25 protein-coding genes are annotated in these 25,518 nt (G+C 54.4%); 24 read left to right on the forward strand and 1 reads right to left on the reverse strand.

Going from position 1 to position 25,518, the window contains the following annotated elements; all coding sequences use genetic code 11:
• Positions 1–4 precede the first annotated feature (4 nt).
• From pknB to spoVM, 5 genes are all read left to right on the forward strand, one after another.
• The gene (gene pknB, locus WMW72_RS29005) at positions 5–2,167 is read left to right on the forward strand and encodes a Stk1 family PASTA domain-containing Ser/Thr kinase (RefSeq protein ID WP_341419083.1); all 2,163 of its coding nucleotides are present in this window, start codon (positions 5–7) and stop codon (positions 2,165–2,167) included.
• On the forward strand, positions 2,167–3,105 hold the full coding sequence (gene rsgA, locus WMW72_RS29010; RefSeq protein ID WP_341419084.1) for a ribosome small subunit-dependent GTPase A: 939 nt from the start codon (positions 2,167–2,169) through the stop codon (positions 3,103–3,105). The genes pknB and rsgA overlap by 1 nt, the downstream gene beginning before the upstream one ends.
• Positions 3,106–3,107: 2 nt before the next feature.
• Positions 3,108–3,767 carry a ribulose-phosphate 3-epimerase gene (rpe, locus tag WMW72_RS29015; RefSeq protein WP_341419085.1) on the forward strand — a complete coding sequence of 220 codons (660 nt, stop codon included), beginning with the start codon at positions 3,108–3,110 and terminating at the stop codon, positions 3,765–3,767.
• An 8-nt stretch (positions 3,768–3,775) separates the two neighbouring features.
• On the forward strand, positions 3,776–4,024 hold the full coding sequence (locus WMW72_RS29020) for a hypothetical protein (RefSeq protein WP_341419086.1): 249 nt from the start codon (positions 3,776–3,778) through the stop codon (positions 4,022–4,024).
• Between the two features lie 427 nt (positions 4,025–4,451).
• Entirely contained in the window at positions 4,452–4,532 is an 81-nt protein-coding gene (spoVM, locus tag WMW72_RS29025) for a stage V sporulation protein SpoVM (protein ID WP_014652194.1), read from the forward strand.
• Between the two features lie 200 nt (positions 4,533–4,732).
• Here the strand turns inward: spoVM and rpmB are convergent, their stop codons facing one another.
• Positions 4,733–4,921 (reverse strand): 50S ribosomal protein L28, encoded by a 189-nt coding sequence (gene rpmB / locus WMW72_RS29030; RefSeq protein ID WP_054798201.1) that lies wholly within the window; start codon positions 4,919–4,921, stop codon positions 4,733–4,735.
• Positions 4,922–5,159: 238 nt separating this feature from the next.
• Here rpmB and WMW72_RS29035 point away from each other — a divergent pair, with 238 nt between their 5' ends.
• The 19 genes from WMW72_RS29035 (at position 5,160) to WMW72_RS29125 (ending at position 25,491) form a co-directional block, all read left to right on the forward strand.
• Positions 5,160–5,522 carry an Asp23/Gls24 family envelope stress response protein gene (locus tag WMW72_RS29035; RefSeq protein WP_341419087.1) on the forward strand — a complete coding sequence of 121 codons (363 nt, stop codon included), beginning with the start codon at positions 5,160–5,162 and terminating at the stop codon, positions 5,520–5,522.
• A gap of 61 nt (positions 5,523–5,583) precedes the next feature.
• The gene (locus WMW72_RS29040; protein ID WP_341419088.1) at positions 5,584–7,416 is read left to right on the forward strand and encodes a DAK2 domain-containing protein; all 1,833 of its coding nucleotides are present in this window, start codon (positions 5,584–5,586) and stop codon (positions 7,414–7,416) included.
• 27 nt (positions 7,417–7,443) lie between these two features.
• A complete protein-coding gene (locus WMW72_RS29045) occupies positions 7,444–8,298 on the forward strand; it encodes a DegV family protein (protein WP_341419089.1) in 855 nt (284 codons plus the stop codon).
• A 92-nt stretch (positions 8,299–8,390) separates the two neighbouring features.
• Positions 8,391–10,445, forward strand: a complete 2,055-nt coding sequence (gene recG / locus WMW72_RS29050) for an ATP-dependent DNA helicase RecG (RefSeq protein WP_341419090.1) — start codon at positions 8,391–8,393, stop codon at positions 10,443–10,445.
• Positions 10,446–10,558: 113 nt separating this feature from the next.
• Positions 10,559–10,846, forward strand: a complete 288-nt coding sequence (locus WMW72_RS29055; protein ID WP_341419091.1) for a stage VI sporulation protein F — start codon at positions 10,559–10,561, stop codon at positions 10,844–10,846.
• A gap of 215 nt (positions 10,847–11,061) precedes the next feature.
• On the forward strand, positions 11,062–12,873 hold the full coding sequence (locus WMW72_RS29060; RefSeq protein WP_341419092.1) for a sensor histidine kinase: 1,812 nt from the start codon (positions 11,062–11,064) through the stop codon (positions 12,871–12,873).
• A gap of 32 nt (positions 12,874–12,905) precedes the next feature.
• Positions 12,906–14,486 (forward strand): response regulator, encoded by a 1,581-nt coding sequence (locus WMW72_RS29065; protein WP_341419093.1) that lies wholly within the window; start codon positions 12,906–12,908, stop codon positions 14,484–14,486.
• A 91-nt stretch (positions 14,487–14,577) separates the two neighbouring features.
• Complete coding sequence (locus WMW72_RS29070) at positions 14,578–15,885, forward strand: ABC transporter substrate-binding protein (RefSeq protein ID WP_341419094.1); 1,308 nt, start codon at positions 14,578–14,580, stop codon at positions 15,883–15,885.
• Positions 15,886–15,953: 68 nt separating this feature from the next.
• Positions 15,954–16,829 (forward strand): carbohydrate ABC transporter permease, encoded by an 876-nt coding sequence (locus WMW72_RS29075; protein ID WP_341419095.1) that lies wholly within the window; start codon positions 15,954–15,956, stop codon positions 16,827–16,829.
• Positions 16,826–17,680: a carbohydrate ABC transporter permease gene (locus WMW72_RS29080; protein WP_341419096.1), complete on the forward strand. Its 855-nt coding sequence runs from the start codon at positions 16,826–16,828 to the stop codon at positions 17,678–17,680. Before WMW72_RS29075 ends, WMW72_RS29080 begins: the two co-directional genes overlap by 4 nt.
• 208 nt (positions 17,681–17,888) lie before the next feature.
• A complete protein-coding gene (locus WMW72_RS29085; RefSeq protein WP_341419097.1) occupies positions 17,889–18,146 on the forward strand; it encodes an AbrB/MazE/SpoVT family DNA-binding domain-containing protein in 258 nt (85 codons plus the stop codon).
• Positions 18,147–18,303: 157 nt separating this feature from the next.
• Positions 18,304–19,638, forward strand: a complete 1,335-nt coding sequence (locus WMW72_RS29090; RefSeq protein WP_341419099.1) for a right-handed parallel beta-helix repeat-containing protein — start codon at positions 18,304–18,306, stop codon at positions 19,636–19,638.
• A 222-nt stretch (positions 19,639–19,860) separates the two neighbouring features.
• Positions 19,861–20,541, forward strand: a complete 681-nt coding sequence (locus tag WMW72_RS29095) for a response regulator transcription factor (protein WP_341419100.1) — start codon at positions 19,861–19,863, stop codon at positions 20,539–20,541.
• Entirely contained in the window at positions 20,538–21,935 is a 1,398-nt protein-coding gene (locus WMW72_RS29100) for a sensor histidine kinase (protein ID WP_341419101.1), read from the forward strand. Before WMW72_RS29095 ends, WMW72_RS29100 begins: the two co-directional genes overlap by 4 nt.
• Positions 21,936–22,016: 81 nt before the next feature.
• Positions 22,017–22,457 (forward strand): hypothetical protein, encoded by a 441-nt coding sequence (locus WMW72_RS29105; RefSeq protein ID WP_341419102.1) that lies wholly within the window; start codon positions 22,017–22,019, stop codon positions 22,455–22,457.
• Positions 22,458–22,737: 280 nt separating this feature from the next.
• On the forward strand, positions 22,738–23,103 hold the full coding sequence (locus WMW72_RS29110) for a YhjD family protein (RefSeq protein WP_341419103.1): 366 nt from the start codon (positions 22,738–22,740) through the stop codon (positions 23,101–23,103).
• Positions 23,100–24,368, forward strand: a complete 1,269-nt coding sequence (locus tag WMW72_RS29115; RefSeq protein WP_341419104.1) for a DNA polymerase IV — start codon at positions 23,100–23,102, stop codon at positions 24,366–24,368. Before WMW72_RS29110 ends, WMW72_RS29115 begins: the two co-directional genes overlap by 4 nt.
• Complete coding sequence (locus tag WMW72_RS29120; protein WP_341419105.1) at positions 24,365–24,847, forward strand: YhjD family protein; 483 nt, start codon at positions 24,365–24,367, stop codon at positions 24,845–24,847. The genes WMW72_RS29115 and WMW72_RS29120 overlap by 4 nt, the downstream gene beginning before the upstream one ends.
• Before the next feature lie 194 nt (positions 24,848–25,041).
• Positions 25,042–25,491, forward strand: a complete 450-nt coding sequence (locus WMW72_RS29125) for a hypothetical protein (protein WP_341419106.1) — start codon at positions 25,042–25,044, stop codon at positions 25,489–25,491.
• The last annotated feature ends 27 nt before the right edge of the window (positions 25,492–25,518 follow it).

Here is a 25,518-nt window from a genome sequence, read left to right on the forward strand (position 1 = left end):
TGGAATGATCGGCAGACAGCTAGGAGGGAGATATGAAATTCTCGAGCGCGTCGGCGGCGGCGGTATGGCTATTGTATATAAGGGACTGGACATGCTGCTTCACCGCCATGTTGCCGTTAAGGTACTGCGCCAGCAGTATGTGCATGACGAGGAGTTCATCCAGCGCTTCCGCCGGGAAGCTCAAGCAGCCGCTTCCTTATCCCACCCGAATGTAGTCAGCATCTATGATGTCGGTCAGGAAGATGATATTCATTATATTGTTATGGAATATGTCGAAGGCACGACGCTCAATGATTTGATCAAGGCCAGAGCGCCGCTGCAGGTGGAGGAAGCCGTCCATATCGCGAGCCAGATCTGCGACGCTCTCGACCATGCCCATCATAATCAGATCATACATCGTGATATCAAGCCGCACAATATTCTAATCGGCAAGAATGGCCGCGTCAAGGTGACCGACTTCGGCATCGCCCGCGCAGTCACTTCCTCGACGATTACACAGACGGGCTCCGTAGTCGGCTCTGTTCATTATTTTTCGCCGGAGCATGCTAAGGGAACGCCGACGGGCGAGCAGTCCGATCTATATTCGCTGGGGATTGTGATGTACCAGATGCTGACGGGCCGCCTGCCCTTTCTCGGCGAAAGCCCGATCAGTGTAGCGCTCAAGCATCTGCAGGAGGATGTAGAGGAGCCGCGTAAGGTCAATCCGCTAATTCCCCAGAGTGTGGAAAATGTCATTCTGCGTGCGATGCGGAAGAGCACGTCGGAGCGTTACCGTTCGGCGGTCGATATGCTGGCTGATCTGGATACGTGCCTGCTCCCGCAGCGGCGTAATGAAGCGAAGGTCAGCTTCGTTGATGATGACGAGCTCGACGAGGAGCGGACCCGGGTCATGCCTGCGCTGCGGCCGGGACAGTACGAGCTGGAGCGGTCTGCAGGAGCCGACGAGCCGGAGGATGATGATGAGGAAGAAGCTACCCCCAGGAAGAACAGATGGGTGAAGCCTCTTGTGCTGATCATTGTGATGATCGGCCTCCTGGGCGGCATGTGGTACGCTGTCGGCGAGGTAAAGAAGCGGGTCGCGATTGAAACCGTGGATGTTCCTAACGTCGTCAACAAAACGCTCGCGCAGGCGCATCAGGAGCTGGTGAATGCCAAGCTAGAACCGGTCCCTGAGTATGTGAAGGATGAGAAAAACTCGCCCAAAGACACGGTGATCAGGCAAAGTCCGGCGATGATAAAGGTCAATGTCGGCTCCAAGGTTATTCTATCCGTCAGCCAAGGACCGGATAAGCTCAAGCTGCCGGATTTGAACAAGTTCAAGCTGAGTGAGGCCAGGGCACAACTGAAGCAGCTTGGTATTCCCGATACAAATATCGTGGTCGATCCTAAGTTCATGGACGTCGAGCCGGATACGGTTGTCGAACAGCAGCCTGCAGCCTTGACGGAGTTTCTCGATCCTGCTGCGGTGATGGTCAAGCTGACCGTTTCCAAAGGCATAGAAACGGTCAAGATGCCTAATCTGATCGGCAAGACGGAGAAAGAAGCCAAGAACATGATTCTCGTAAGCGGTCTGAAGCTGGCCAAGGATGGCATTACACAGGAAGCCAGCTACAAGCAGTCCAAGGGCAAGGTGATGGATCAGTTCCCGTTCAAGCCTAATGATGACGTAGCTCCCGGCTCGGAAATTTCTTTGATTGTGAGCTCGGGGCTGCCGCCTGAGGCTGGGCAGATGACGGTGAACGTACCGATCAAGCCGGCCAAGGAAGGATCGCCGTCTACGGTTAAAATTTTGCTGACGGATGCCGTCTACGATACGCCATTTGAATATCAGACACTGAATGATGTCACGAAAACCGAGATGCTGCAGGTCAAGCTGACGGTATCACCGGATAAAGAGGCTGTGATTCAGATCAAGGTGGATAACAAGACGGCAGACATAACTACCGTAAATTACAAGGATTATCAGGATCAAAAAAGCGGCAAGCCCGTAACGCCGGGCACAGGAACGCCGAACATCGGCACGGGAACTCCTCCGGCAGATGGAGCCAAGCAACCCGGAGAAGGAGCTCATCCGCCTGCCAACGGTGCAGGCGGGACGCAGCCTCCAGCCGGCGGAGGAGGAGCGAATACGACAACGACAACATCTACGGGAGGGCGGAATTCATAATGCCGAGCGGATTGATCGTCAAGGCATTGAGCGGTTATTATTACGTGCTGCCTGAGCATACGACCGAGCTCGAGTCGATCCAATGCCGGGCTCGGGGAATATTTAAGAAGCGCGGCGTTTCTCCCCTTGTTGGAGACCGGGTCGCCTACGAGCTGACCGATAATGGAGAAGGAACGGTGATGGAGATTTTGCCCCGCACCTCGGAGCTTATCCGTCCGCCTATCGCCAATGTGGACCAGGTGGTGCTCGTATTCTCCGTCAATGAACCGGCCTTGAACTTGCCGCTGCTGGACAAGTTCCTGGTTCACACAGAGAGTGCGGGACTGGAGACGGTGATTTGCCTGACCAAGCGGGATCTGTGGGCTTCGCCGGAAGCAGGCGAGGAAGAAGCTTCTTCTCTGGATGCTGCCAGCGTACCGCAGAGCCTGGATGAGGTGGTCCGTCTATATGAATCCATCGGCTACACGGTCATCCTGACGAGTGCCAAGGAAGGGATTGGCGTCGAGCGGGTGCTGGAGCGGTTGTCCGGGCGGATCAGTGTGTTTGCCGGACAATCGGGGGTAGGCAAGTCGTCCTTATTGAACGCGATGATCCCCGGGCTTCGGCTGGAGACGAACGAGATCAGCATGAAGCTGGGCCGGGGCAAGCATACGACCCGTCATGTCGAGCTGCTTCGTCTGCCGGGCGGCGGTATCGTCGCTGACACGCCAGGGTTCAGCCAGCTTGACTTCCTGCAGGTCGATGCCGACGGGCTGGGAGCTTGCTTCCGCGAATTCGCTGCCTACTCGTCACGCTGTCGCTTCCGCGGCTGTCTGCATCTTCATGAGCCGGACTGTAAGGTACAGGAGGCGCACGGGCTGGGCTTGATCGCGGATTCGCGATTCTCCAGCTATACCCAATTTCTCGAAGAAATTCGGGATCAAAAGAGGAGGTATTAGTGATGCTGCGCATTGCACCATCTATTTTATCCGCAGATTTTTCAAAATTGGGCGAGGAAGTCGCCGATGTCGAGCGTAGCGGAGCCGACTGGCTGCACATCGATGTGATGGACGGTCATTTCGTACCGAATATCACCTTCGGCCCTCTGGTGGTTGAGGCACTAAGGCCTAAAACTCAGCTGTTTCTGGATGTACATCTGATGATTGAGCAGCCGGATCGATATGTCCCGGCGTTCGCTAAAGCCGGAGCGGATCTGATCTCCGTTCATGCGGAAGCGTGCCCGCATCTGGACCGTACGCTGCATGGCATTAAGGAATCCGGCGTCAAGGCCGGCGTTGTTCTGAATCCGGCTACCCCGCTAACGGCACTCGAATATGCTCCGCTGGAGCTTCTGGATCTGGTACTTATCATGACGGTTAACCCCGGATTTGGCGGGCAGAGCTTCATTCCGGCCATGCTCGGCAAAATTAGGCAGCTGCGCAGCCTGCTGGACCAGCGAGGCTTATCCCACGTCGAGATCGAGGTGGACGGGGGCGTTAACCCTGTTACGGCCCGGCAGGTGGCTGAAGCGGGAGCAACGATACTCGTGGCGGGCAACGCGGTGTTCGGGCAATCGGACCGTGCCGCGGCGATTCGCGCCATTCGCGGGGAAGGAAGCTGATCGGGCGGATGCGAGTGCTGAAAGTGATTTTATTCGGCATGCTTTGCGGCGGCCTGATCTTTATCTTCTCCGTTCTGGATGACCTGTTCAAGTTTGTGTTTTCCTTGGGAGCGCTCTACATAGGTTATCAATTCTTCATCCGCAATGATTCGCGAGGTATGCGCATCGGGTTCGTGTGCACGGCTGTTGCTTCGTATTTTGTGTATACGTTCTTCTATGCGATCTATCAGTTTATGCAGCTTCCTCCTCCTGCCTAGCGGGAAGAGGGGCTTGAGACTTTGGCGAAGTAGGACAGAAAATTGCATAAATAGCCGACTCGCGGCATAACATGGTTACAAAAGTTGAAAGGCTTTTGTAGCCTTTTTTGTGTGCAGAAAGAGTCTCCGTCTCACCGTACCGGCTTGCTGCTGCGAGCATCTGCAGGAAAGGTTGCGGATGATTCAAGTCACGTTTTGCCCAGCGGCGGAATATACTTCTGAGGAGACGATGTGCGGGCCATGCCTGCACAGGCGGCAAGGCGGCGGCGGGGAGGGTGTAAGCAAGAGGACACTCCGCCATCGGCCCTGCTAGAGACAGAGTTGGGCGGGAGAGAGATCTGTCAATCGGCTTTGCGGTGCAAAGCCCGGAATTCCTGCTCACTTACGAAAGTGGCTTTGCAAGCAAAGCTTGGGAGGAGGGTGCAAAATGAAATTCTACACAATCAAGCTTCCGAAATTTTTAGGTGGCTTCGTGAAAGCCGTGCTGAATACGTTCAGCAAGAACTAGAAGATTCGGCGATTGGCGAGCGGAGAGTCGGGAGCAACGGCGATCGCAGCCTCATTCGAATCGCAGAAGGCCTTATTCACCGAGCGTACAGCGGACCCCTCATCCTCCGGTTCGGCGATCCCTGCAGCAACGGCCTCCAGGGTTGGAGGCCAACAAAAAAAGCACCTGAGGCCAGGTGCTTTTTGTCTGCAAGCGAAAAGTTACACACGGGTAACTTTACCGGATTTCAAAGCCTTGGTGCTTACCCAAACACGCTTAGGCTTGCCGTCCACCAGAATACGAACCTTCTGGACGTTGACTCCCCATGTACGTTTTGCTTTGTTATTGGCATGGGATACATGGTTACCGGTGCTAGGGCTTTTGCCAGTGATAAAACATTTGCGGGACATCTATTACACCTCCTTACAACATACACACTCATAAACATACTTAAATATCATAGCATAGAGCGGTTGGGCCGTCAACGTAACGCTGGCGAATCTTACCGCAATTCCCGCTTGTTTGTTTATTTCTTCTTATACTTATAGTACAATGGAACAAAAGCAGTTGGTTGAAGCGCCTTCAAAGACGACTGTAGGATCTTCATATAGTCCATCGTATGATGTAAATAAAAGGAGAGTTGTGGAGATGGCTGTCGAACTGGCTTCACCTTACGGAAAAATATATGTGACGGATGATGTGGTCTCCATACTCGCAGGCTCTGCAGCACTGGATTGCTACGGCCTCGTCGGGATGGCTTCGCGCAATTCGTTCAAGGACGGAATCGCCGAGCTGCTGCGCAGGGATAACCTGAGCCGCGGGGTTGAGCTGCACCGTGACGAGAACGGGATCCTCGCGATCGACCTTTATATAGTCGTCAGCTATGGTACGAAAATCTCTGTTGTCGCACATAATGTGCAGACCAAGGTCAAATATATGCTGCGCGAGGTGGCCGGACTCCAGGTGGAAGCCGTCAATATCTTCGTTCAGGGCGTACGTATTGCGCAATAAGACTACAAGGGCAGCACGGCGACCGGTCAGGCCGGCGCGATAGGGAGCAGCAGGAAGGGGAATGGTCTTTTTGAGTAAGCGCTTCATTGAATTAAACGGAACGGATTTTATCCGCATGGTGGAGGAAGGAGCACTCCGGCTCAGGACGAATGTCGACCGGGTCAATGCGCTTAACGTTTTTCCGGTTCCGGATGGGGACACTGGTACGAATATGAATCTGACGCTAACCTCAGGCGTGGAGGAGCTGCGGCGCAAGCCTTCCGCTCATCTGGGCAAAGCCGCCGAGGTACTGGCCAAGGGTCTGCTGATGGGCGCCCGAGGCAACTCGGGCGTGATCCTGTCGCAGCTGTTCCGCGGCTTCGCCAAGGCAGTCTCGGATCTGGAATCGGCTAGCGCCCAGGCGGTGGCGGCGGCATTCCAGAACGGCGTGGATATGGCGTACAAGGCGGTCGTCAAACCGGTCGAAGGAACGATTCTGACCGTTGCCAAGGAGGCGGCAAGACATGCCGTTACTGCTGCCAAGCGCCAGCCAGACATCGCGGCGGTGCTGGCTGAGCTGGTCCGCAGCGGACAGGAGGCTCTGGACCGGACCCCTGATCTGCTGCCCGTGCTGAAGCAGGTGGGGGTTGTCGATTCTGGCGGACAAGGCCTGATGCTGATCTACGAGGGCTTCCAGGCTGTGCTGGAGCAGGAATCGGAGCACGAGATCATCGAGCCGGCCGATATGCCTTACGTCGCCTTCGGTGCCGTGCAGCCGCTGGGCGATCTGGTCGAGCAGGTGAAGCTGCTGGAAGCTCGGATAGCCCATGCGGAGCCGAGAAGCGCCCAGGCGCATATGGCTACCGAGGATATCGAGTTCGGGTATTGTACGGAGTTCATGGTGCGTTTGGATAAGGCCAAGCCGGGTTCCCAGACTTTCGATGAAGGAAGGTTCCGTAGCGACCTGTCGGCATTCGGCGATTCCTTGCTTGTCGTCGCGGACGACGACATTGTCAAGGTGCATATTCATGCCGAATATCCGGGTACGGTGATGACCCATGCCCAGCAGTACGGCGAATTGAGCCGTATCAAGATCGAGAATATGCGCGATCAGCATACTCATATTCTGGAGTCGGAGATGATGGCAGGCAGTCAGGGGGGCGCGCTGCATGGCGAAGAAACGGCTGTTACGGCTCCGGCTGTTCCGGACGGGACATCAGAGGCTGGGGAGCTTGCCGGAGCCTCGAATTCCTTGAAGCCTTACGGCTTCGTAGCTGTGTCTGCGGGCGAGGGCCTGAGCGGCATCTTCGTCAGCCTGGGCGTCGATCAAGTGCTCCATGGGGGCCAGACGATGAATCCGAGTACGGAGGATATCGTGAAGGCTGTGTCAGAGGTCGAAGCCCGTACCGTGTTCGTGCTGCCCAATAACTCCAACATCATCATGGCTGCTCAGCAGGCTGCCGGCCTGATCGAGGACAAGACGCTGATCGTGATTCCGAGCAAATCCATTCCGCAAGGCTTAGCCGCGGCGATCGCCTTCCAGGAAGGTGCGTCTGCGGAGGATAATACGGAGGCTATGAACGAGGCCGCCCGGCACGTACAGGCAGGGCAGGTCACTTATGCCGTACGTGATACGCAGATGGACGGCATCGAGATTAAGCAGGGCGATTATATCGGGATTCATAACGGTAAAATTGTGGTCTCTGATCCGGATCTGACCGTTTCCTGCAGCCGGCTGATTGACAGCCTGCTGGCTGACGGCGCGGAAATCTTGACACTGTACGCGGGAGAGGACGCGGTCAGCGACACGACTCAGCAACTGGTCGATTATGCCCAGGAAGCTTATGCAGATGTTGAGATCGAAGTGCATGACGGCGGACAACCATTGTATTATTATATTATTTCTGCGGAATAGCAGAATTCATTGAATAGGGGGAGGCCTATGAGCCAAGTACGTATCGTTACCGACAGTACCTCGGACATTCCGGCGGAGCTGCGCAGGGAACTGGGCATCGAGACGGTGCCGCTGCAGGTGTTGTTCGGCTCGGAAGCGTTTCGCGATGCGGTGGATATCAGTGCCGACGAGTTCTATGACCGTCTGGCCGGTTCCAAGGTTTCGCCGACAACGTCCCAGCCATCGCCTGTAGAGTTTCTAGAAGTGTACCAGAAGCTGGCGGATGCAGGCAGCGGACCGATTATTTCGCTGCATCTCTCCTCGGCGATGAGCGGTACCTTCCAGTCGGCGCAGCTTGCGAAATCCATGATCGAGGATAAGGCCGATGTGACGGTATACGACTCCAGGTCAGCCTCATATGGTTTCGGACTGCTCGCCGTCGCGGCGGCGAGCGCTGCCAGACAGGGCAAGAGCAAGGAAGACATTCTGGCGTTGATTGATAAGCTGCGCAGCGGCACCCGGATTTACTTCCTGGTCGACACGCTGGAATATTTGCATCGGGGCGGGAGAATTGGCAAGGCGGCGGCCCTGTTCGGCTCGCTTCTGAACATCAAGCCGATATTATCCATCCATGACGAGGGCCAGGTGTACTCGGTCGATAAGGTCCGGGGCACCAAGAAGGCGATTGCCCGGATCGGGAACATGCTGCAAACAGACTTTGGAGACCGTCCGGTCCACCTGTCTCTCGCTTATTCCAAGGGCCAGGAAAATGTGAAGGAGCTCGAATCCCAGCTGAAGCCTTTGCTTCAGATTGAAAGCATCTCTTATACCCAGATCGGCTCTGTGATCGGGACACATACTGGACCGGGGACGATTGCCGTGTTCGCTTTTCCCGCTTATTAGGGCAAGTTTCCCGAGTCAACATTCTGCATCAGAAAGCTGGCTGCAGGAATGAGGAGAACGAGCGGAACAACTTTTACCAGGAGTGATTGACCATGTCGATAGATTTGTATGGCCTTCCGGTCAGTCAAGTCGTCGGTGTGAAGGGCAAGAAGCTAGAGGAGCTGCACACACTGGGAATCTCCAGCGTGGGGCAGCTTCTTGATTATTATCCCTTTCGCTACGAAGACTACACGCTGCGTGATTTGACCGAGGTAAAGGATGGAGACAAGATTACGGTGCAAGCCAAGATTGTCGGCATCCCGCAATTGCAGATGTACGGCCGCACCAAATCCCGCATGACCTGCAAGGTGATGGTTGACACGTGGTTTGTGACAACGGTCTGGTTCAACAGGCATTTTATGAAGGACAAGCTGGCGAGCGGAGCGGAGCTGGTACTTACTGGCAAGTGGGACCAGAAGCGGTCTCAGCTGACCGTGACGGAGGCCGAAATCCCAGGGCAAGGCAATTCGCAGACCGGAACGCTGCAGCCGGTCTATTCGCTGACGGCGGCCCTGACGCAGAAGTGGTTCAGGCAGATCACCCGGCAGGCGCTGCTCCAGTTCGCTGAGCTGATCCCGGAGGTATTGCCGGCTGAGCTGCTGCGCAGGTATGACCTGCTCCCCCGCAAGACGGCGGTCAGCCTGCTGCATATGCCGGGCGATCTGGCACGCGGGCAAAGGGCGCGGAGGCGTATGGTGTACGAGGAGCTGTTCCTGTTCCAGCTCAAGATGCAGGCTTACCGGGCACTGAACCATAAGCGGGCGGATGGAGTGGCCCACCCGGTCGATCTGCCTGCCGTCCGCACCTTTGTCCGCTCGCTGCCGTTCACGCTGACGGATTCGCAGAAGAAAGTAACCGCCGAGATTCTGGATGACCTGCAGCAGCCGTACTGTATGAACCGGCTCCTCCAGGGCGATGTAGGTGCAGGGAAAACGGTAGTCGCGGCTATCTCGCTATTTGCCGTTGTCAAGGCAGGTTATCAGGGCGCGCTGATGGTCCCGACGGAGATCCTCGCGGAGCAGCACAAGCGCTCGCTGGACCGGCTATTCGAGCCATACGGCATCCAGACAGCGCTGCTGACCGGCAGTTTGACCGCCAAGCAGCGGCGGGAGGTACTTGCTTCGATGCAGATGGGGCTGGTCGATATCGTCGTTGGCACCCATGCGCTGATCCAGGAGGATGTCTTCTTCCGGGCACTGGGGCTTGTGGTCACTGATGAGCAGCATCGCTTCGGGGTCAATCAGCGCAGCGTGCTGCGGCGTAAGGGGATGAATCCCGACGTCCTGTCGATGACGGCGACGCCGATTCCGCGGACGCTGGCGATTACGGCATTCGGCGATCTGGATGTCTCAACGCTGCGCGAGCTGCCGAAGGGACGCAAGCCGATTCTGACCTACTCGGTTCCGCATTCGCTGCTGGAACGCGTGCTGGGCTTTATTAGCCGGGAGGTGGAGGCAGGGCGCCAGGCTTATGTCATTTGCCCGCTGATCGAGGAATCCGAGAAGTTGGACGTGCAGAATGCGATCGATATTCACGCGCAGCTGCAGTTCGCATTTCCTGCCTACCGCGTCGGTCTGCTGCATGGGCGGATGAATCCGTCCGAGAAGGATGAGATCATGCGCGAATTCAGCGAAGGGCGCGTGCATGTGCTGGTGTCGACGACCGTTATCGAGGTCGGTGTCGACGTGCCGAATTCGACGCTGATGATCGTCTACGACGCCGACCGGTTCGGCCTGTCGCAGCTCCATCAGCTGCGCGGACGCGTCGGACGGGGCGAGCATCAGTCCTATTGCGTATTGATCGCCGACCCGAAGAATGAGGTGGGCAAGGAACGCATGAAGGCGATGACGGATACGAACGACGGCTTCGAGATCGCCCGGCGCGATCTGGAGCTGCGCGGTCCCGGCGATTTCTTCGGCACGAAGCAGAGTGGCGTGCCGGATTTCCGTCTTGCGGATATGGTCGTCGACTTCGAGACGATGGAGCAGGCGCGCGACGATGCGGCAGAGCTGGTCCGTCTCGCCGACTTCTGGACCGGCGCTCCTTACCTTCCGCTGAGGGCTTTCCTCCAGCGCGAGCATATCTTCGACAGCGATCTGCTGGACTAGGCGGCAGGTGATCGGCTTCTCATCATAAAACGGTACACATGGTCAAGCCCTCCGTCATAGACTTACTTTGTAGGGTCGGATGACAAAGTCAGAAGGAAACGGAGGTGCGCGCCGTGAGTTATACCAAACACGGTTTTGATCCCGTACAGATCGAGCGGATTAAGCAGAAGATGAAGCATCCGGAAACGAAGGAACGGGTGAAAATGATTCTGCATGGCGTGACGAAAGCCGATCTGCAGGATCGAACGAAGGTCCGCCGGTTCGTGGGCATGCTGACCAAGGCGCTCGGGGAGCGAGTGAGCGATCAGCAGGCCGAGCATTTGGTAAGCTTCGTCATTTCGCAGAAAATCGATCCGAACAATACGTTCCATCTGATTAAATTGTGGTCCATGTTCCGCTGATCGCTTGAACTCATGAAGCCCTTCCTGAAGGGGAAATTTGGGCAGAGGCGGGGCATGCGTAAAAAACAAGCGGGCTATTGTTCCGTCATCATGATGAAAAGGTCGAGTTCAGTGACCTGCACTTGAACTCGACTGCTTTCCAATGTTAGGGTAAGCGCTTAATCTACTCACTATATGGTTCCATAAGCTATTATCTTGGTCTGAGGGGAATGTTAATGAACCTATCTTTTATTCCTGTATGGAAGCGAAAGCATTCTATCAAGACGGCCTTCATGCTTCATTTTTTCGTGATTATCTTCATTTTGCTTATAGCAATTTTGTATGCCTCTTATGTCTTTTTTTCCAATTACTTTATTGAACAATCACGGATAACTTCGCTTACGATTACGAAAGAAGTCATGGCCAATATCGATTATTACTTCAATGAAGTGCAGGAGACTCTGCTGGACGCTTCGGTCAGTTCTTCGATTCAGGTCGGGGTGAGGGGCACTAGCGGTACTAGCGGGACCGCAACGGGGATGAAGTTTTACTTGGACAATATTCGGGAGGTTCAGAGGTATTTGAATGATTTGACTGCCTTCAAGCCGGATATTGACGATATCATCATTACGAAAATGGATGGTAAAAGCTTTGACTCAGCCAAAAAATCCGTTCGTCCGACTTATGCGTTCGACCAGGCGGAGTGGTTTCCGGAGCTCACCGCGATGAAGAGCCAGAGCATTTTTGTAGGTCCCCATAAGCAAGATTACTATTACGACTCCGATGCCGTAAATACATTGACCGTTTCGGCCATAGCACCGATTAGGGATATTTACATGAACCACAACAACATCGGCGCGATCATCGTCAACTTGAACATGAGTAAAATATCGGCGATTCTTGAGCGGCTGGAGATCAGTCCCGGCTATCACGTTTATTTGCTGGACAACCATCAGCAGCTGGTATTCAGCAATTCGAATACGGCCCCTGCTTCGTTCTTAGAGGCATTTAGCCCCTCTGGTGAAAGCGGTTACTACATGGAGGGGACAGGGACGAACCATACCCTTTACGTATACGCGCAATCGAAAATCAATAATTGGAGCATCGTTCTCGGAGTACCGATTGCGGAAGTGACCAAGAAAATCAGGGAATTCCGGTTGATCATCATCCTTCTTTTTCTGCTGATCCTGCCTATGGTCTGGCTCATTGCTTATGTGATCTCCAACCGGATCACCTCTCCGATCAAAAAGCTCATGAGCCGCATGACCAGCATCGAAAAATGGATCGGTCAGGGGACATGGAAGGTTGAGCCGTTGAATCAGAGCTATGTTGAAATTGATGTATTGAGCAGCCGTTTTGATCTGATGGTACACCGAATCAATGACCTGATCAATCAGGCTTACCGGCTGGAGCTGGAGCAGAAGGATTCGCAGCTTCGGGCGCTGCAAGCTAGGATCAATCCGCATTTTCTGTACAACACCCTGCAGACGATCAAGTCGCTTGCGATGCTTGGAAATACTTCAGATATCAGCAGGCTGGTGACTTTGCTCGGCCATCAATTCCGGTATACCATCGGCAAAGAAGATTATATGGTGACGGTGGAAGATGAAATCAGCCATCTCAAGCATTATCTCGAAATTCAGATTAAATGGCTGAGGACTCCATGTGAATATGAGATTCATATCGACGACCGCTTGCTGGCCTGCCAAATCCCCAGATTGTCCATTCAACCGATCGTTGAAAATTGCTTTGCCCATGCCTTTGCTGGCCTGAAGCGAAGCGGATCTATTCGCATAACGGGCTATATCCGTGATAAGCAAGCGATTCTTGAAATTTGGGACAACGGGACGGGAATCTCGAACGCAGCGCTGGCGGAGCTTCGGGCCAATCTGGATACACTTGCGAACGATCAGGGGGACCATATCGCTTTGTTGAATGTGCAGCGGAGATTCGTGTTAAAGTTCGGCCAGGCGTACGGGTTGTCTGTAGAAAGCCAGGAAGGCTCCTGGACGCGGGTCAGGCTTGCTCTCCCAATCCTACAATCCTAGATGCAAGTAAAGCTTATGAGGAGGAATTACGGATGTTTTCGGTTGTATTGATTGATGATATCCCGACAATCGTTGAGGCACTGGAGTATGGAATTCCTTGGAAAAATTACGGATTTCGCGTGACCGGCCGGTTTTACGACGGCGAAGAAGCGCTGCAGCATATCTTGGAGCATGGTGCGGATGTGGTACTGACAGACATCCGAATGCCAAGAATGGATGGCCTTCAGCTCATCCGGCATATGAAGGAAGCCGGGATAAAACCGAAGGTTATTGCGCTTAGCGCCTATTCAGAATTTTCCTACGCTCAGGAGCTGATGAGATATGGGGGCTACGGTTATTTGCTCAAGCCTCTCGATGAAATGGAACTGGAGAAGATGCTGCAGGATGCTTCAATCGAATTGAAACGGGAAGAGCAAGAACGCAAGCGCAAGCTGCTGCTGGAATCGGTGAGGGATTCCATCTCCATGTCTCATAAACCATGGCTCATTCAGCTTCTGGACCCTTCTACCGGTCCTGCTGAAGCTGCGGATATTCTTCGGAATTTCGGCTTGAAATCGCAGAAGCCTGTGCTGAGGCCCGTTATGATAGGCTTCCGGCCGGGGAGACAGGCTGGGGAGCATGGCAAGCTTCAGGCGGATTGGTTGGAGCTGCTGCATACTTATTTTGAAGGTACATTTGATTTTGCCTTGTTCGTCATTCGGGAAGGCCACGTTTTATTGGCAGTGGACGACGGTCTGAATCCGCCCGCTGCTTTCCCGGAGTGCGTGGAACGATTTGCCCGGGATTGCTTGGGCTGCACGATCTCGATGACAGTCGGAGCTTCTGCCACCAGATTGGAGCCGCTGCAAGCATCGATTCAAAGCACATTGCGTGCAGATCGGATTCATTTTTACGAGGAGCAGGTGAAGGTGATTCAAGCAGTCAACGTTCCATTGTCCGCCCCGCCTCCCGAGTGGAGCGGGATCCAAGGGAAGCAGAAAATCTCCGAGAAGCTATATAGACGGATCAGGCTTGATGACATCGAGGAATTTCGGACATGGATCGAGGAACTGCGGCGGAGCCCGTCCATGGATCCGGAGCAGGTGGCGGATGCTTTCCACGAACTATTCGTTTATGTAAAGGCTTACTTCTGGGAGGAGCATGGGGCTGCACTGCACAGCTTGAACGGATTGCATCCCGAAGCTTTCCGGGAATGCCGGAGCCTGACGGAATTGATTTGTCTGGGCGTTTCCGTAAGCGAACAGCTGATTGCGGAAGCCAAGTGCATTCATGTCGATAAATCGATTGTGGATAAAGCCAAAGCGTATGCGAAACAGCACTTGAACCGCCCGATTTCCCTGGAGGAAGTTTCGGAATACGTGAATTTAAGCAAAAATTATTTCTGCAATTTGTTCAAGGAAGAAACATCGCTGACGTTCTGGGATTACTTAACGAATCTTCGAGTGGATCGAGCGAAGGATCTGCTCAGCTCGGAGATGAAAAATTATGAGATCGCGCTCACGGTCGGTTATGAGAACGCCAGCTATTTGAGCAAGGTATTCAAAAAAACGGTCGGGATGACGCCATCCGAATACCGGAGAATCTTGTACGAAAAGAGCGTAACATCGGATTAGAAAATCATAACTTCGTTTCTTCAATCCTTGTATGAAAACACTTACAATGAAATCGTTCTCAATAATATCTATCCAGTTCAGGGGGATGAAGATGAAAAAAGTATTGGCATCCGGTATCGTGCTGCTTATGGGTACGACGGCCATTCTCACAGGCTGCGCAAGCGACAATCAACAGGCTGCCACAGGGGGAAACGGCAAAGCCCAACCGGCTGACACCTCGGCAGCAAAGAAACAAACCGTCCTGAAGCTCATGATTTGGGATAAAGAGGAACAGCTCAAGGGAGCCTTCGATTTGTTCCAGCAAAAGCATCCTGAAATTAAGCTCGATGTTAATTTTACGGATAATAAACAGTACGATAACATTCTCAATACCAAATTGGCCTCTGGGGAAGGTCCCGATTTGTTTGAGGTCGGGGCGCAGATCCGTAACCTCGCCGCAGCCGGGTTTGCTCTCGATCTAACGAACGAACCGTTCACGAAGAAGTTTCAGGAAACCGGACTATCCAGCTTTACTTACAAAGGCCATAATTACGGCATCCCTTGGATGTCGTGGGTAGAAGGCATCTTCTACAACAAGGATTTGTTTCAGAAAGCCGGGATTACTCAGGTACCGACGACTTGGGATGAATTCCTGCAGGCTCACGCCAAGCTGAAGCAGGCGGGAATTAAACCGCAGGCTATGGGCGCGAAATCTTGGGAGCCAATGATGAAGCAGACGCTGGCTCTGGTTAACGCAGGCTTCTTCTCCGACCCGGCGAGCAAAGGGTGGGGCGATAAATTCAGCAATAAGCAGGTCAATATGAACGGCACGTTCGACAAGTACTTGGAGAAGTGGTCCGAGATCGTGAAGCAGGGCTACTTAACGCCGGATATGCTCGGCATGGATTACGACCAGGCCTTGGACGAGTTTGCGACAGGCAAAGCTGCGATGTGGGAATCCGGCAACTGGGCGATTGAGAGTATGAAGAAAAAGAATGCGAATCTGAATCTCGGATTCTTCCCGATTCCCGCGATTGAAGGCAAGCCGTGGCTGATGGGAGGTCCTGGAGCTGCATGGGCTGTCAGCAAAACGTCCAAAAATGTGGAAGCAGCCAAAACGTTCCTGGAATTCTGGGCTACACCGGAAGCGCAGCTGGCGGCGCAAAAAACGTATGGCGGGGGCTTGTTCCTCAAAGGTACGGAGGCTTCGCTGGATCCGGCTATGGATGGGGCCAAGGAGGCTTTGGCCGAGGGCAGAATCTTCGCGCCTTGGAACGAATGGTACGGAGCGCAGGCTATCATTGTCGAGTATGGCAAAGCCATGCAGGATTATCTGGCAGGGGGCAGGAAGTCTGTGACGGACGTGCAGAAGTCTGCCGATCAGAAGCGCGACGAGATGTATGAAACGATGCCCAAGTAAGCTATAAACTAAAGAACGGAGGCAATGGAGTCATCTGTTGCCTCTGCTATTGCGGGGTGATTCGAGTGATGAGAGAAACCTGGAGCCGATTCAGGCTGGAGTGGAGATATCAAGTATTTTTAATCCCTGCGCTGAGCGGCTTGCTGCTGTTTTTTGTTTGGCCGGTGTTATCAAGCGTTTATTATAGCATGACGAATTGGACCGGGCTCAATCCGCAATTTCAATTTGTCGGGATCAAAAATTACATCAGCTTATTTAAGGATAAAGTGATGGTGGATGCCGTCAAGCATACGCTGCTGTATGCGTTTCTCATGACGCTGCTGCAAAACCTGCTGGCTGTGCCTCTGGCCGTTGCGCTTGATTCGAAGCTGCGTACGAAGCAGTTTCTGCGGCTCGTCTTTTTCGCTCCGGCGGTGTTAAGCCCGTTGATCGTCGGCTTTCTATGGTCTTATATGATGTCTCCGCAAACAGGGCTGTTCTGGAATATGGGGTTGCAGATTAACTTTCTGGGCAATCCGCAGATTGTCATGTATTCGCTCGTGTTTGTTTCGGTCTGGCAGTTCACCGGCTGGGCGGCGGTAATTTATCTCGCCAATCTGCAAGGCATATCCCAGGACTATTATGAGGCGGCCAACATGGACGGAGCAGGCCGATGGAAGCAGTTCATCCATGTTACGTTTCCACTGCTGGCCCCAGCGCTGACGATTAACGTAGTCAATTCCATGGTCGGAAGCCTCAAGGTGTTCGATATTGTCATGTCCATGACGCAGGGGGGGCCCGGTTCTTCCTCGGAGACGATTACGACGATCTTAATTAAGCGGGCCTTTTCTGAATATCGTTATGGATACGGCTCGGCGATTGCGGTCATGTTTCTAGCTATAACAGCAGCCATATCCTTTGTCCTGCTCAAGTATCTTCAGCATAGGGAGGAGAGGCTGGGATGATGAGCTCTACCGCTCGCAAGCAGAGAAAATCGGATCATGTTTTCCATGTTGTTCTTGAGATCTTGATGATAGCTTTGGCGGCTCTGGTAGCCGTTCCGATTTATTATTTATTTGTGACGACTTTTAAAAGCCCGCAGGAAGCGGCCGCTCATCCGCTAAGCATTCCGACACATTTTAGCTTTCAACAATATGTGGAAGCCTGGAACGCGATGAATTATTTGAACGTGTTGACCAATAATCTGATCATTACGGTGACCTCGGTTGCACTCGTCGTCATCATCAGTGCGATGGCGGCCTTCCCGCTGGCGCGCAGGCCCCATAAGCTCAACAAAACGATTTTTTTTCTGATTTTGTCAGGCATCATGATTCCTTATCAAATGGCGATTATTCCTCTGTACCGGCTCATTAAAGCCATGCATTTGATTGACAGCCAGGTCGGGGTTATCTTGATTTATTCGTTCGTATTCATGCCGATGGCAACGTTTATTTTTCACGGCTTTATCAAGACGATTCCGATCGAGCTGGAAGAAGCCGCTCGTATCGACGGATGCGGGGTCGGGAAAATTTTTTGGCGGATCACCTTCCCACTGCTTCGTCCCGCTACGGCGACCATCATCATTTTGGTCAGCTTGAATATATGGAATGATTTTGTATTCCCGCTGCTCTTCCTGCAGTCTCGGGAAAAGGGCACCATTCTGCTAGAGGTTTACCGCAACGTCGGACAATTCTCTACGGACTGGACCCAAATGTTCCCGATGCTGGTACTGGGCATATTGCCGATGTTCATCTTTTATTTATTGATGCAAAAGCATATTATCAAAGGAATCGCAAGCGGTTCGATCAAAGGGTAGGACATAGCGAAGAGGCTGTCTCCAAAGTAGGTGTTACCTACGAGGAGGCGGCTTCTTTTCCATTTGTACAAACAGAGGTCCTAGTCAAACCTTGTCGAATATTTGTCGAAATAAGTTGACAAGGCAAGTAAGTGGCCTTACACTTTCATTAAACGTAATAATTACTCATTAAAGCAACATACAATCGTTGAGGCTGGAGGACAAGCAGATGAAAGCAACAGGTATCGTTAGAAAAGTCGATGAACTCGGAAGGGTTGTTCTTCCGATCGAGCTGCGCCGTACACTCGGCATTGCCGAGAAGGAGGCTTTGGAAATTTTTGTGGACGGGGACCGTGTGATTTTGCGCAAATACGAACCGGCCTGCATCTTTACGGGGAATACGGAAAATCTCGTTTACTTCAAAGGCAAGCTGATCAGCCGGGATTGTATGGAAGAAATGGTAGAGTCACTTCGTCCTAAGTTCTGAGTTCCAGGGCCGAAAAGCATTCCCCATCCGTTCCCGCTACCGCCGGTTTTGCCTGGATTCCGCCGATTCTATCAAGGGAAACTTGCATTTGTAAAAGGATGCGAGGAAAGCTATAATTTCTATAGATAACTAGAATTTGGCTGGTGAGGTGATCGGCATGTCAACGGAATCGGAATCACCGCGGGAGAAGACCTGGTCGCGCCGCAAGCTGATTGCTGCGATGGGGACAACTGCGGCGGGACTTATGCTCGGCGGAGGCCTGAAATCGGCAGCTGCGGCACCTGTCTCCCCGCCGGGGCAGCCTAGTTTCGGCAACGCGCCCGGTTGGGTGAACGTGAAGGATTACGGAGCGAAGGGCAACGGCTTTGCCCACGAAAATGATGCGTCTGCGATCCGGGCGGCCATGGAGGTGGCCGGGAGAGGACGCTTCGGCGGTACGGTGTATTTCCCTGCGGGGACCTATATGATCGACTCCAGTCTGGTACTTTTGTCCAAAGTCCGTCTAGTAGGGGACGGAATCGGCGCTTCCACGATCAAGTCCATCCGTTCGGGCATCCCGCTGCTGCTTGGCAATCAGGTGAAGATGGCGACCATCGAGCATCTGAGTCTGGAGGGTCACGGCTTGGTTCCGGGCGGAGAGCTGGTGGAGCGTGGTGTTGACCTGAAGGATTGCGAACAGGTCGTCGTACGAAATTGTTCCTTCTATTGGATCGTGAACGGGATTGGGGTGAGGACGAGTCGCGGGGTAACGATTGAGCATTGCTCGTTCGATACGATGGTTCCGGTGGAGGCTGCCTCCCAGGGCTACGGGATTTTTCTGGAAGGTGGGGAGCGGCATATCGTAGCTAACAACCGCTTCACCCAACTGGACAAGCCTTGTATTTATATTACGGCCGGCAGTTCTTACTCTTCGATTGTGAATAATGTTGCTTCCTCCTGCAAAGCTTCCCTGATTACGGTCTCCTCACCGATCCAGCCTTGCTCTCGTCTGCGGATCGAGGGCAATCAGGTAACCGCCGCCGGGCTGTCCAAAGGGGATACGAGCTGTCGTCAAGGCATTGTGCTGCGGGGCTACTGTACGGACAACGTGATCGCAGGCAATATGGTAGCGCGCGCGGCCGAGGCCGGTATTGCCCTAGAAGGCGATGCTGCTGCCAAAACGGAGCGCCCGACCGGCAATCTGATCACCGGCAATCAGATTGTTGATTGCCCGGCAGGGGTCACGTTGGTCAACAGCGATGCCAATACGGTGACCGGCAATGACGTACGCCGGGCGAAGACGGGGATCAGTCTATCGGTACTGGGTGAGAAGGACGGCTCGTTCTGCCTTGATAATGTGGTGACGGGCAACGCACTGTTCCGCTGCTCCGAAGCCGGCATCCGGATTGCCTCCAAGCGCTGTCAGTCTACCGGCGTATTCGGCAATGGGGGTTCAGGCAATGGTGAAGCTGTAGCCGACAGCGGGCAGGATACGGTCCGCAGCGGTTTCTAGGCATGTATACAGAAAGGCTTGAGGGCCCGGCTGACCAGCCGGGCTTTTTGGTGCGGACAGGATGTGTAGCATGTCGGGGGTCTGGCCAAGCGGCGCTGGAATTAGCATCGCAGCTAAGTCCCCCTTTGTGGGGGGATTTTGCGCGGAGCGCCGGGAACGGGCATACTAGGGAGAGGTAGGATAAGAGCGAAGCGAATGGTTAGAGAGAGGAGTGGGATGGAGATGAGAATCCGTCTATTAGTCGCGGATGATGATCCTCCTATTCGGGAGCTGCTGCGGCTTGTGCTCCAAAAGGAAGGTTATCTGGTCATCGAGGCGGAAGACGGGGAACAGGCGGTGCACTTGCTGGAGACAAATTCCGTGCATCTGGCGGTTGTAGACGTGATGATGCCGGCCCGCAATGGCTGGGAGCTGTGCCGTCATATCCGCGAGCATTACGACATCCCAGTGATTCTGCTGACGGCGAGGGGAGAGCTGGGGGACAAGGAGCAGGGATTTCTGTCCGGCACGGATGATTATATGGTCAAGCCGTTTGAGCCGAAGGAGCTGCTGTTTCGCATCCGGGCGCTGCTGCGCCGGTATCAGGTGGTGTCCTCGGAGAAGATCCGGCTGAACCAGACGGTGATTAACCGGGGCAGCTACGAGGTGAGCATCGACGGCGAGCCCGTTCCTATGCCGCTGAAGGAGTTTGAGCTGCTGGCCCAGCTGGCCGCGCATCCCGGACGTATTTTCACCCGCGAGCAGCTGCTGCGGCTGATCTGGGGGGCGGACTACGAAGGTGGCAGCCGGACCGTGGATGTGCATATTAACCGGCTGCGGGAACGATTCCAGCATCGGACAGGGGATTTTATCATCACCACGATGCGCGGTCTGGGCTATAAGCTTGAGGTGCATGGAGGATGAAGACGCTGTACATCCGGATTGTGCTGACCTATGTGGGGATCGCGATGATCAGCGGGCTGCTGGCGCTGCTTCTGACGAATTGGTATTATCTCGATGCGCTGAGGGCATCCAGCGAGCAGAAGGCGCTGCATGTGGCGAGTGAGCTGAGAGCGTTATACGAAGAGCTACCCGGTGCAGAGCTGCCGGTATATTTGTCGCATATGGGGAGATTGGGCTTTCAGCTCTACGCCGTTGACGAACAGCTGAACGGAGCTTATTACGGTGCACCGTTCAAGGATACGGCATTAGGCGAGGAATCGATCCGCCGGGTATTGGCAGGACAGACGTACCAAGGCTTGCTGGAGGAGCGCCGTCTGCTGATGGTCAACGGTTTTTTCGAAAATAGTCTAGCCAATACAGTGGGGCTGCGCGTGCTCTGGCAGGGCGAGGCGTATGCGCTGTTCGTTCGCCCGGATATGCAGCAGCAGATCGGGGAGGTGCGCCGTCTGCTCGGAGTGCTGCTGGGGCTGACCTTTGTGCTGAGCATGGTATTCATGATGGTCTGCACACGCTTTATCGTCAAGCCGGTGAAGCAGCTTACGAAGGCCACGACAGCGCTGGCTGCCGGCAATTATAGCTTCTCCGTGGATGTGAACCGTCAGGACGAGCTGGGTGATCTGACGCGGCATTTTTCCCGAATGGCCGATTCGCTCAAGCAACTGGATGACATGCGGCAGGAGTTCGTAGCGAACGTCTCCCACGAGATTCAGTCTCCGCTGACGACCATTCAAGGCTTTGCCCAGGCGATGCGATCCGGAGAGGCAACGCCAGAGGAGGGTCAGCGGTACCTGGCGCTGATCGAGGAGGAAAGCAGGCGTCTGTCTTCACTGGGCAAACAACTGCTGACGCTGGCCGCACTCGATAAGGAGGCGGGTATGCTGAAGTCGTCTATGTTCCGATTGGACGAGCAGATCCGGCAGGCGCTGATCGTCACGGAATGGCAGTGGTCGGAGAAGGGGCTATCCCTCGACCCCGAACTGGAGGAGGTCACACTGGCCGCCGATGCTCAGCTGCTGTTCCAGGTATGGATCAACCTGATCACGAACGCGATCAAGTTTTCCCCGGAGGGGGGATGGCTGGGGATCCGTCTCGCTGCTGAGCGTGGGCAGGCCATCGTGACCGTTCGCGATAGCGGCAGCGGCATTCCGGCAGCGGATCTGCCGCATATTTTCGAGCGCTTCTACAAGGCGGACAAGAACCGGAGCCGCAGCGCCGCATCCGGCAGCGGACTGGGACTGGCGATCGCTTCGCGGATCGTCTCTCTGCACAACGGCACGATCGAAGCATACAGCGTGCCGGGGCAGGGCGCTGTCTTTGTCGTCAGGCTGCCGTTGAGGTCCGAAGCGGATATGTAATGCGCTGTTTACTGTCCGTTTATATAATACTTTTACAATGGAGGGGTGAAAGAAACCAGAAGGTGAAAGGGAGGCTATCTTATGTTCGGTTTGATGTTATTTCTGCACTTTGCAGGGCTGGCAGCTTGGTTTGGTGCTTTACTCGCGGCAGCGGTGACTTTGTCTGTGGGCGGCAAGCAAGCAGGTTCTCCGGAGCTTCGCGCGGCAGGTGTGCGTCTGATTCGCGTGTTCCAAGGAATTGGCCATACGGGCGCCGTTGCCTTGCTGGTCAGCGGAGTGGTGATGATCATTAGTATGGACCTCGGCAAAAATAAGCCGTTGTGGCTGGAAGTGATGGAGAAGGGCGGGGGCACGGTGATTCTGCTGGCGCTTGTCGTGCTCGGCATGATGGGAAGCCGACTAATGAAGCGGCTGGCCGAGGGTAGACAGAGCGGAGTTCGTCCGTCCCGTTACGTGGCCGCAGTTTCCGTCTTCCTGGTCCTGATTGCCTCCGTAATGCTCGTGGTGAGTATTAAAATATAAGGGCTGGCTTGTCCGAGTCCGAGATCGGGACGTTAAGCAAGCAAATTCATTAGAAGATAGATTATTCAAAACCGGAGCCACAGCTGCTCTGGTTTTTTTGTATGATCAGGTCAACCAGTTTCTATGTCTTGCACGGTGCAAGTGCAGCCTGTCCGTTAACCTATTGCGGGGGCTTTGGATGCATGGGGGACTTCCAGAAAATTCATTTGCATAAGGAACGTGTGTTCGGTATATAATGAATGGGAATGAATGTTCGTATACCGGGGTGGTGAATGCCAATATGAATCCAAGAATTGAACAAGAGGAAGATCTTCATATCATCAAGGATTTCATTTTGCTGCCGATTTTACTGGATATGCTGGTCAGGGATATGGAGGAGCTCAAGCTGTACGAGGATAAGATTGTTTACAGTCATGTTATTTTGTATCTCCAGCAGGTGGAAGGCCTCATTCATGCTGAGCTGCAGGCGATCAAGGCGAGGATGAGGAAGCAGGACATCCAGATACTGACAGCCAACAGGAACGCGCAGGGCATCCAGGTGGAGTACAAGGTGCGCGGGTATATCCACCGCTTTAGCATGCTCCGAAGTTTGATCAAGGCCGAGCTGATGACGATGCTGACAGGCCTCCGGGGGCGGACTCCATGACTACAGGGAGCGAGAGAACGATTTTTCTGGCGGACTGCGAGAGCTTCTATGCCAGCATCGAGAAGGCGGATCACCCAGAATGCCGGGATAAGCCGGTCGCGGTCGCAGGCGATCCGAGACGCCGTTCGGGCATTATTCTGGCGGCCTGTCCGCTGGCCAAGCGCTTCGGGGTCACTACCGCCGAGCGGTTAGGCGCAGCGCTTCAGAAATGCCCGGATCTTGTTGTGATGCGTCCGCGGATGCAGCATTACATCGATGTGTCTCTGCTGATCAGCGATATCTACAAGGAATATAGCGATCTTGTCGAAGTTTTTTCCATCGACGAGCAGTTCATCGATGTGTCGGGCAGCCTCCACCGGCTGGGTGACCCTGTCGGCATAGCCCGGTCGATCCAGCAGAAGGTGATGCAGCAAACCGGCGTGCGGGTCAGGATCGGGATCGGCCCCAATAAAATATTGGCGAAGGCGGCCACCGATATCTGGGCGAAGAAGAACGAGAGCGGCATCTTTGTCCTGCCTGCCTCAGAGATCGAGGAGAAGCTCTGGCGGGAGCCGGTAGGCAAGATGTTCGGAGTCGGATCGCGGATGACGAAGCATTTTGCCCGGCTCGGCATGCTAACCATCGGCGATGTGGCGAGAACGCCGCTGCCGCGGCTCAAGGAGAAGTTCCGGCTCCGGTTCGGCAAGCAAAGCGATATTCATGCCGAGGTGATGTGGAGAACGGCGAACGGCTTGGACGATTCCCCCGTTACACCGGGCACGTTCGATACGCCGCCGAAATCCATCGGCCATATGATGACGCTGCCTAGAGACTATACCCGGCGCGATGAGATCGAAACGATTCTGCTGGAGCTGGCGGAGGAGGTATGCCGCGATTGCCGGCACAAGGGTTACATGGGCGGGGTTGTCACCGTAAGCTGCATGTGCAGTCCGTATGAGACACCGACGGGCTTCTCGAGACAGATGAAGCTGCCGGACCCCACCCATCATACGAATGCTGTCTATGAGGCGGCCAAAGTATTGTTTTACCGCCACTGGGATGCGATGCCGGTGCGCCGTCTGGGAGTAACGCTGAGCGGTCTTACGGATGACGGCACGTATCAGCTCACGTTGTTCGAGGACCAGATCAAGACGAGGGCGCTGGATCAGGTGATTGATTCCATCAAGGACCGCTATGGCAGCGGGGCGATCATACGGGCTTCCTCGAAGACGAAGTCCGGGCAGGCGCTGGAGAGAGCGCAGAAGATCGGAGGGCATTATAAATGAGTAAAAAACTTGAAGGCAATGGCTTGTGGGAGTCCAGCCGCATGATGCTTCCCCAGCATAAGGAGCAGTCGATGCTGGCCCGGCAGGCAGAGAAGACGCCGCCCACCTCCAAGGAAACGGAGCTGATGCGCCGCTCCATTATCTTGCCTGTCGCGCTGCGCATCGTGGAGAAAAACAGCAGGGACATGGAGCTGTCGTCGCAGACGCTAAGGCCCGTCTATGCAGCCGCAGCCAAAGTCATGATTCGCCAAATGCGGGAGGACTTGCAAAAATCGAAAAAAGCGCTGGTCGAGAGCCAGATCCGGCTCACGGAGGACAGCAAGGATGAGGCGGTTATTTGTTACCGCTATGTGTGCCGGGGAATCCAGGGCCGGCTGGAGATGACCAAGGAATTTATGCGCCAGGAGGTCAGTCTGACAATCGGACGGTACGCGAGCAGCCTTGTCACGACGCTGCAGCAGGCCATGAGCCGCAAGTAGACCACGAGATCACCTGGAGGCCGCTGGCGCAGGGGCATCCGAAACGGCAATCCCTCGCAACTTTCCCCTGCCCCGGTGCGTCTAAGCCAGAGGAAACAAACGGATACATACAGAAAAACGAATCCGGCTCATGCTTTATGCGTATAGCAGGAATAGGCCGGGAGAAAGACAGCTTCGGGAAAGGAGGAGAAAGAATGGCACGCTTGGAATATCGTTTGTACACAGAAGGAAATGAGACATTCCCCGTACTCTATCAGTACGACAGGCTCGGACGGGATGAAGCGGCGCTCCGGTTCGCTTGCGATTACTTCGTCAAGGACGGGCAGGTTTATGAAAAAACGTCCTGCGCCGTAGAATCGGACGCTTATGTCATCTACGTCATACAAGCGGAAGATGAGCGCACCATGTCATGGCGGAGGCCGGATGCGGAAGGGCCGCGCGGTATTTATATGGAGCTCAGAGAGTACCGGGAGGGCACGGCGGATTACAGGCTGGTGGAGACGCTGCGGTTCGCCGATACGCTGGATCTGATGCTGCATATGCAGGCCAATTATTTGTATGCCGAGGATCGGGAATGGGAGCGAACAAGCACCGAGGTCGATGAGGACCGCGAGACGTATGTCTTCTATGCTTCGCCTGTATAACAGCCGGCTGCTGTGAACGGAGAGGAG

The sequence above is a fragment of the Paenibacillus filicis genome, from assembly GCF_038070315.1.
Taxonomy (GTDB): domain Bacteria; phylum Bacillota; class Bacilli; order Paenibacillales; family NBRC-103111; genus Paenibacillus_G; species Paenibacillus_G filicis.

Coding starts and splice junctions, on each gene's coding strand:
- WMW72_RS29095 (WP_341419100.1), top strand. CDS start 19,861: ATGAGAATCCGTCTATTAGTCGCGGATGATGATCCTCCTATTCGGGAG.
- WMW72_RS29125 (WP_341419106.1), top strand. CDS start 25,042: ATGGCACGCTTGGAATATCGTTTGTACACAGAAGGAAATGAGACATTC.
- WMW72_RS29105 (WP_341419102.1), top strand. CDS start 22,017: ATGTTCGGTTTGATGTTATTTCTGCACTTTGCAGGGCTGGCAGCTTGG.
- recG (WP_341419090.1), top strand. CDS start 8,391: ATGTCGATAGATTTGTATGGCCTTCCGGTCAGTCAAGTCGTCGGTGTG.
- WMW72_RS29115 (WP_341419104.1), top strand. CDS start 23,100: ATGACTACAGGGAGCGAGAGAACGATTTTTCTGGCGGACTGCGAGAGC.
- WMW72_RS29065 (WP_341419093.1), top strand. CDS start 12,906: ATGTTTTCGGTTGTATTGATTGATGATATCCCGACAATCGTTGAGGCA.
- rpe (WP_341419085.1), top strand. CDS start 3,108: ATGCTGCGCATTGCACCATCTATTTTATCCGCAGATTTTTCAAAATTG.
- WMW72_RS29100 (WP_341419101.1), top strand. CDS start 20,538: ATGAAGACGCTGTACATCCGGATTGTGCTGACCTATGTGGGGATCGCG.
- WMW72_RS29080 (WP_341419096.1), top strand. CDS start 16,826: ATGATGAGCTCTACCGCTCGCAAGCAGAGAAAATCGGATCATGTTTTC.
- WMW72_RS29040 (WP_341419088.1), top strand. CDS start 5,584: ATGGTCTTTTTGAGTAAGCGCTTCATTGAATTAAACGGAACGGATTTT.
- rsgA (WP_341419084.1), top strand. CDS start 2,167: ATGCCGAGCGGATTGATCGTCAAGGCATTGAGCGGTTATTATTACGTG.
- WMW72_RS29045 (WP_341419089.1), top strand. CDS start 7,444: ATGAGCCAAGTACGTATCGTTACCGACAGTACCTCGGACATTCCGGCG.
- WMW72_RS29085 (WP_341419097.1), top strand. CDS start 17,889: ATGAAAGCAACAGGTATCGTTAGAAAAGTCGATGAACTCGGAAGGGTT.
- WMW72_RS29075 (WP_341419095.1), top strand. CDS start 15,954: ATGAGAGAAACCTGGAGCCGATTCAGGCTGGAGTGGAGATATCAAGTA.
- WMW72_RS29090 (WP_341419099.1), top strand. CDS start 18,304: ATGTCAACGGAATCGGAATCACCGCGGGAGAAGACCTGGTCGCGCCGC.
- WMW72_RS29035 (WP_341419087.1), top strand. CDS start 5,160: ATGGCTGTCGAACTGGCTTCACCTTACGGAAAAATATATGTGACGGAT.
- WMW72_RS29110 (WP_341419103.1), top strand. CDS start 22,738: ATGAATCCAAGAATTGAACAAGAGGAAGATCTTCATATCATCAAGGAT.
- WMW72_RS29060 (WP_341419092.1), top strand. CDS start 11,062: ATGAACCTATCTTTTATTCCTGTATGGAAGCGAAAGCATTCTATCAAG.
- rpmB (WP_054798201.1), bottom strand. CDS start 4,921: ATGTCCCGCAAATGTTTTATCACTGGCAAAAGCCCTAGCACCGGTAAC.
- spoVM (WP_014652194.1), top strand. CDS start 4,452: ATGAAATTCTACACAATCAAGCTTCCGAAATTTTTAGGTGGCTTCGTG.
- WMW72_RS29120 (WP_341419105.1), top strand. CDS start 24,365: ATGAGTAAAAAACTTGAAGGCAATGGCTTGTGGGAGTCCAGCCGCATG.
- pknB (WP_341419083.1), top strand. CDS start 5: ATGATCGGCAGACAGCTAGGAGGGAGATATGAAATTCTCGAGCGCGTC.
- WMW72_RS29070 (WP_341419094.1), top strand. CDS start 14,578: ATGAAAAAAGTATTGGCATCCGGTATCGTGCTGCTTATGGGTACGACG.
- WMW72_RS29020 (WP_341419086.1), top strand. CDS start 3,776: ATGCGAGTGCTGAAAGTGATTTTATTCGGCATGCTTTGCGGCGGCCTG.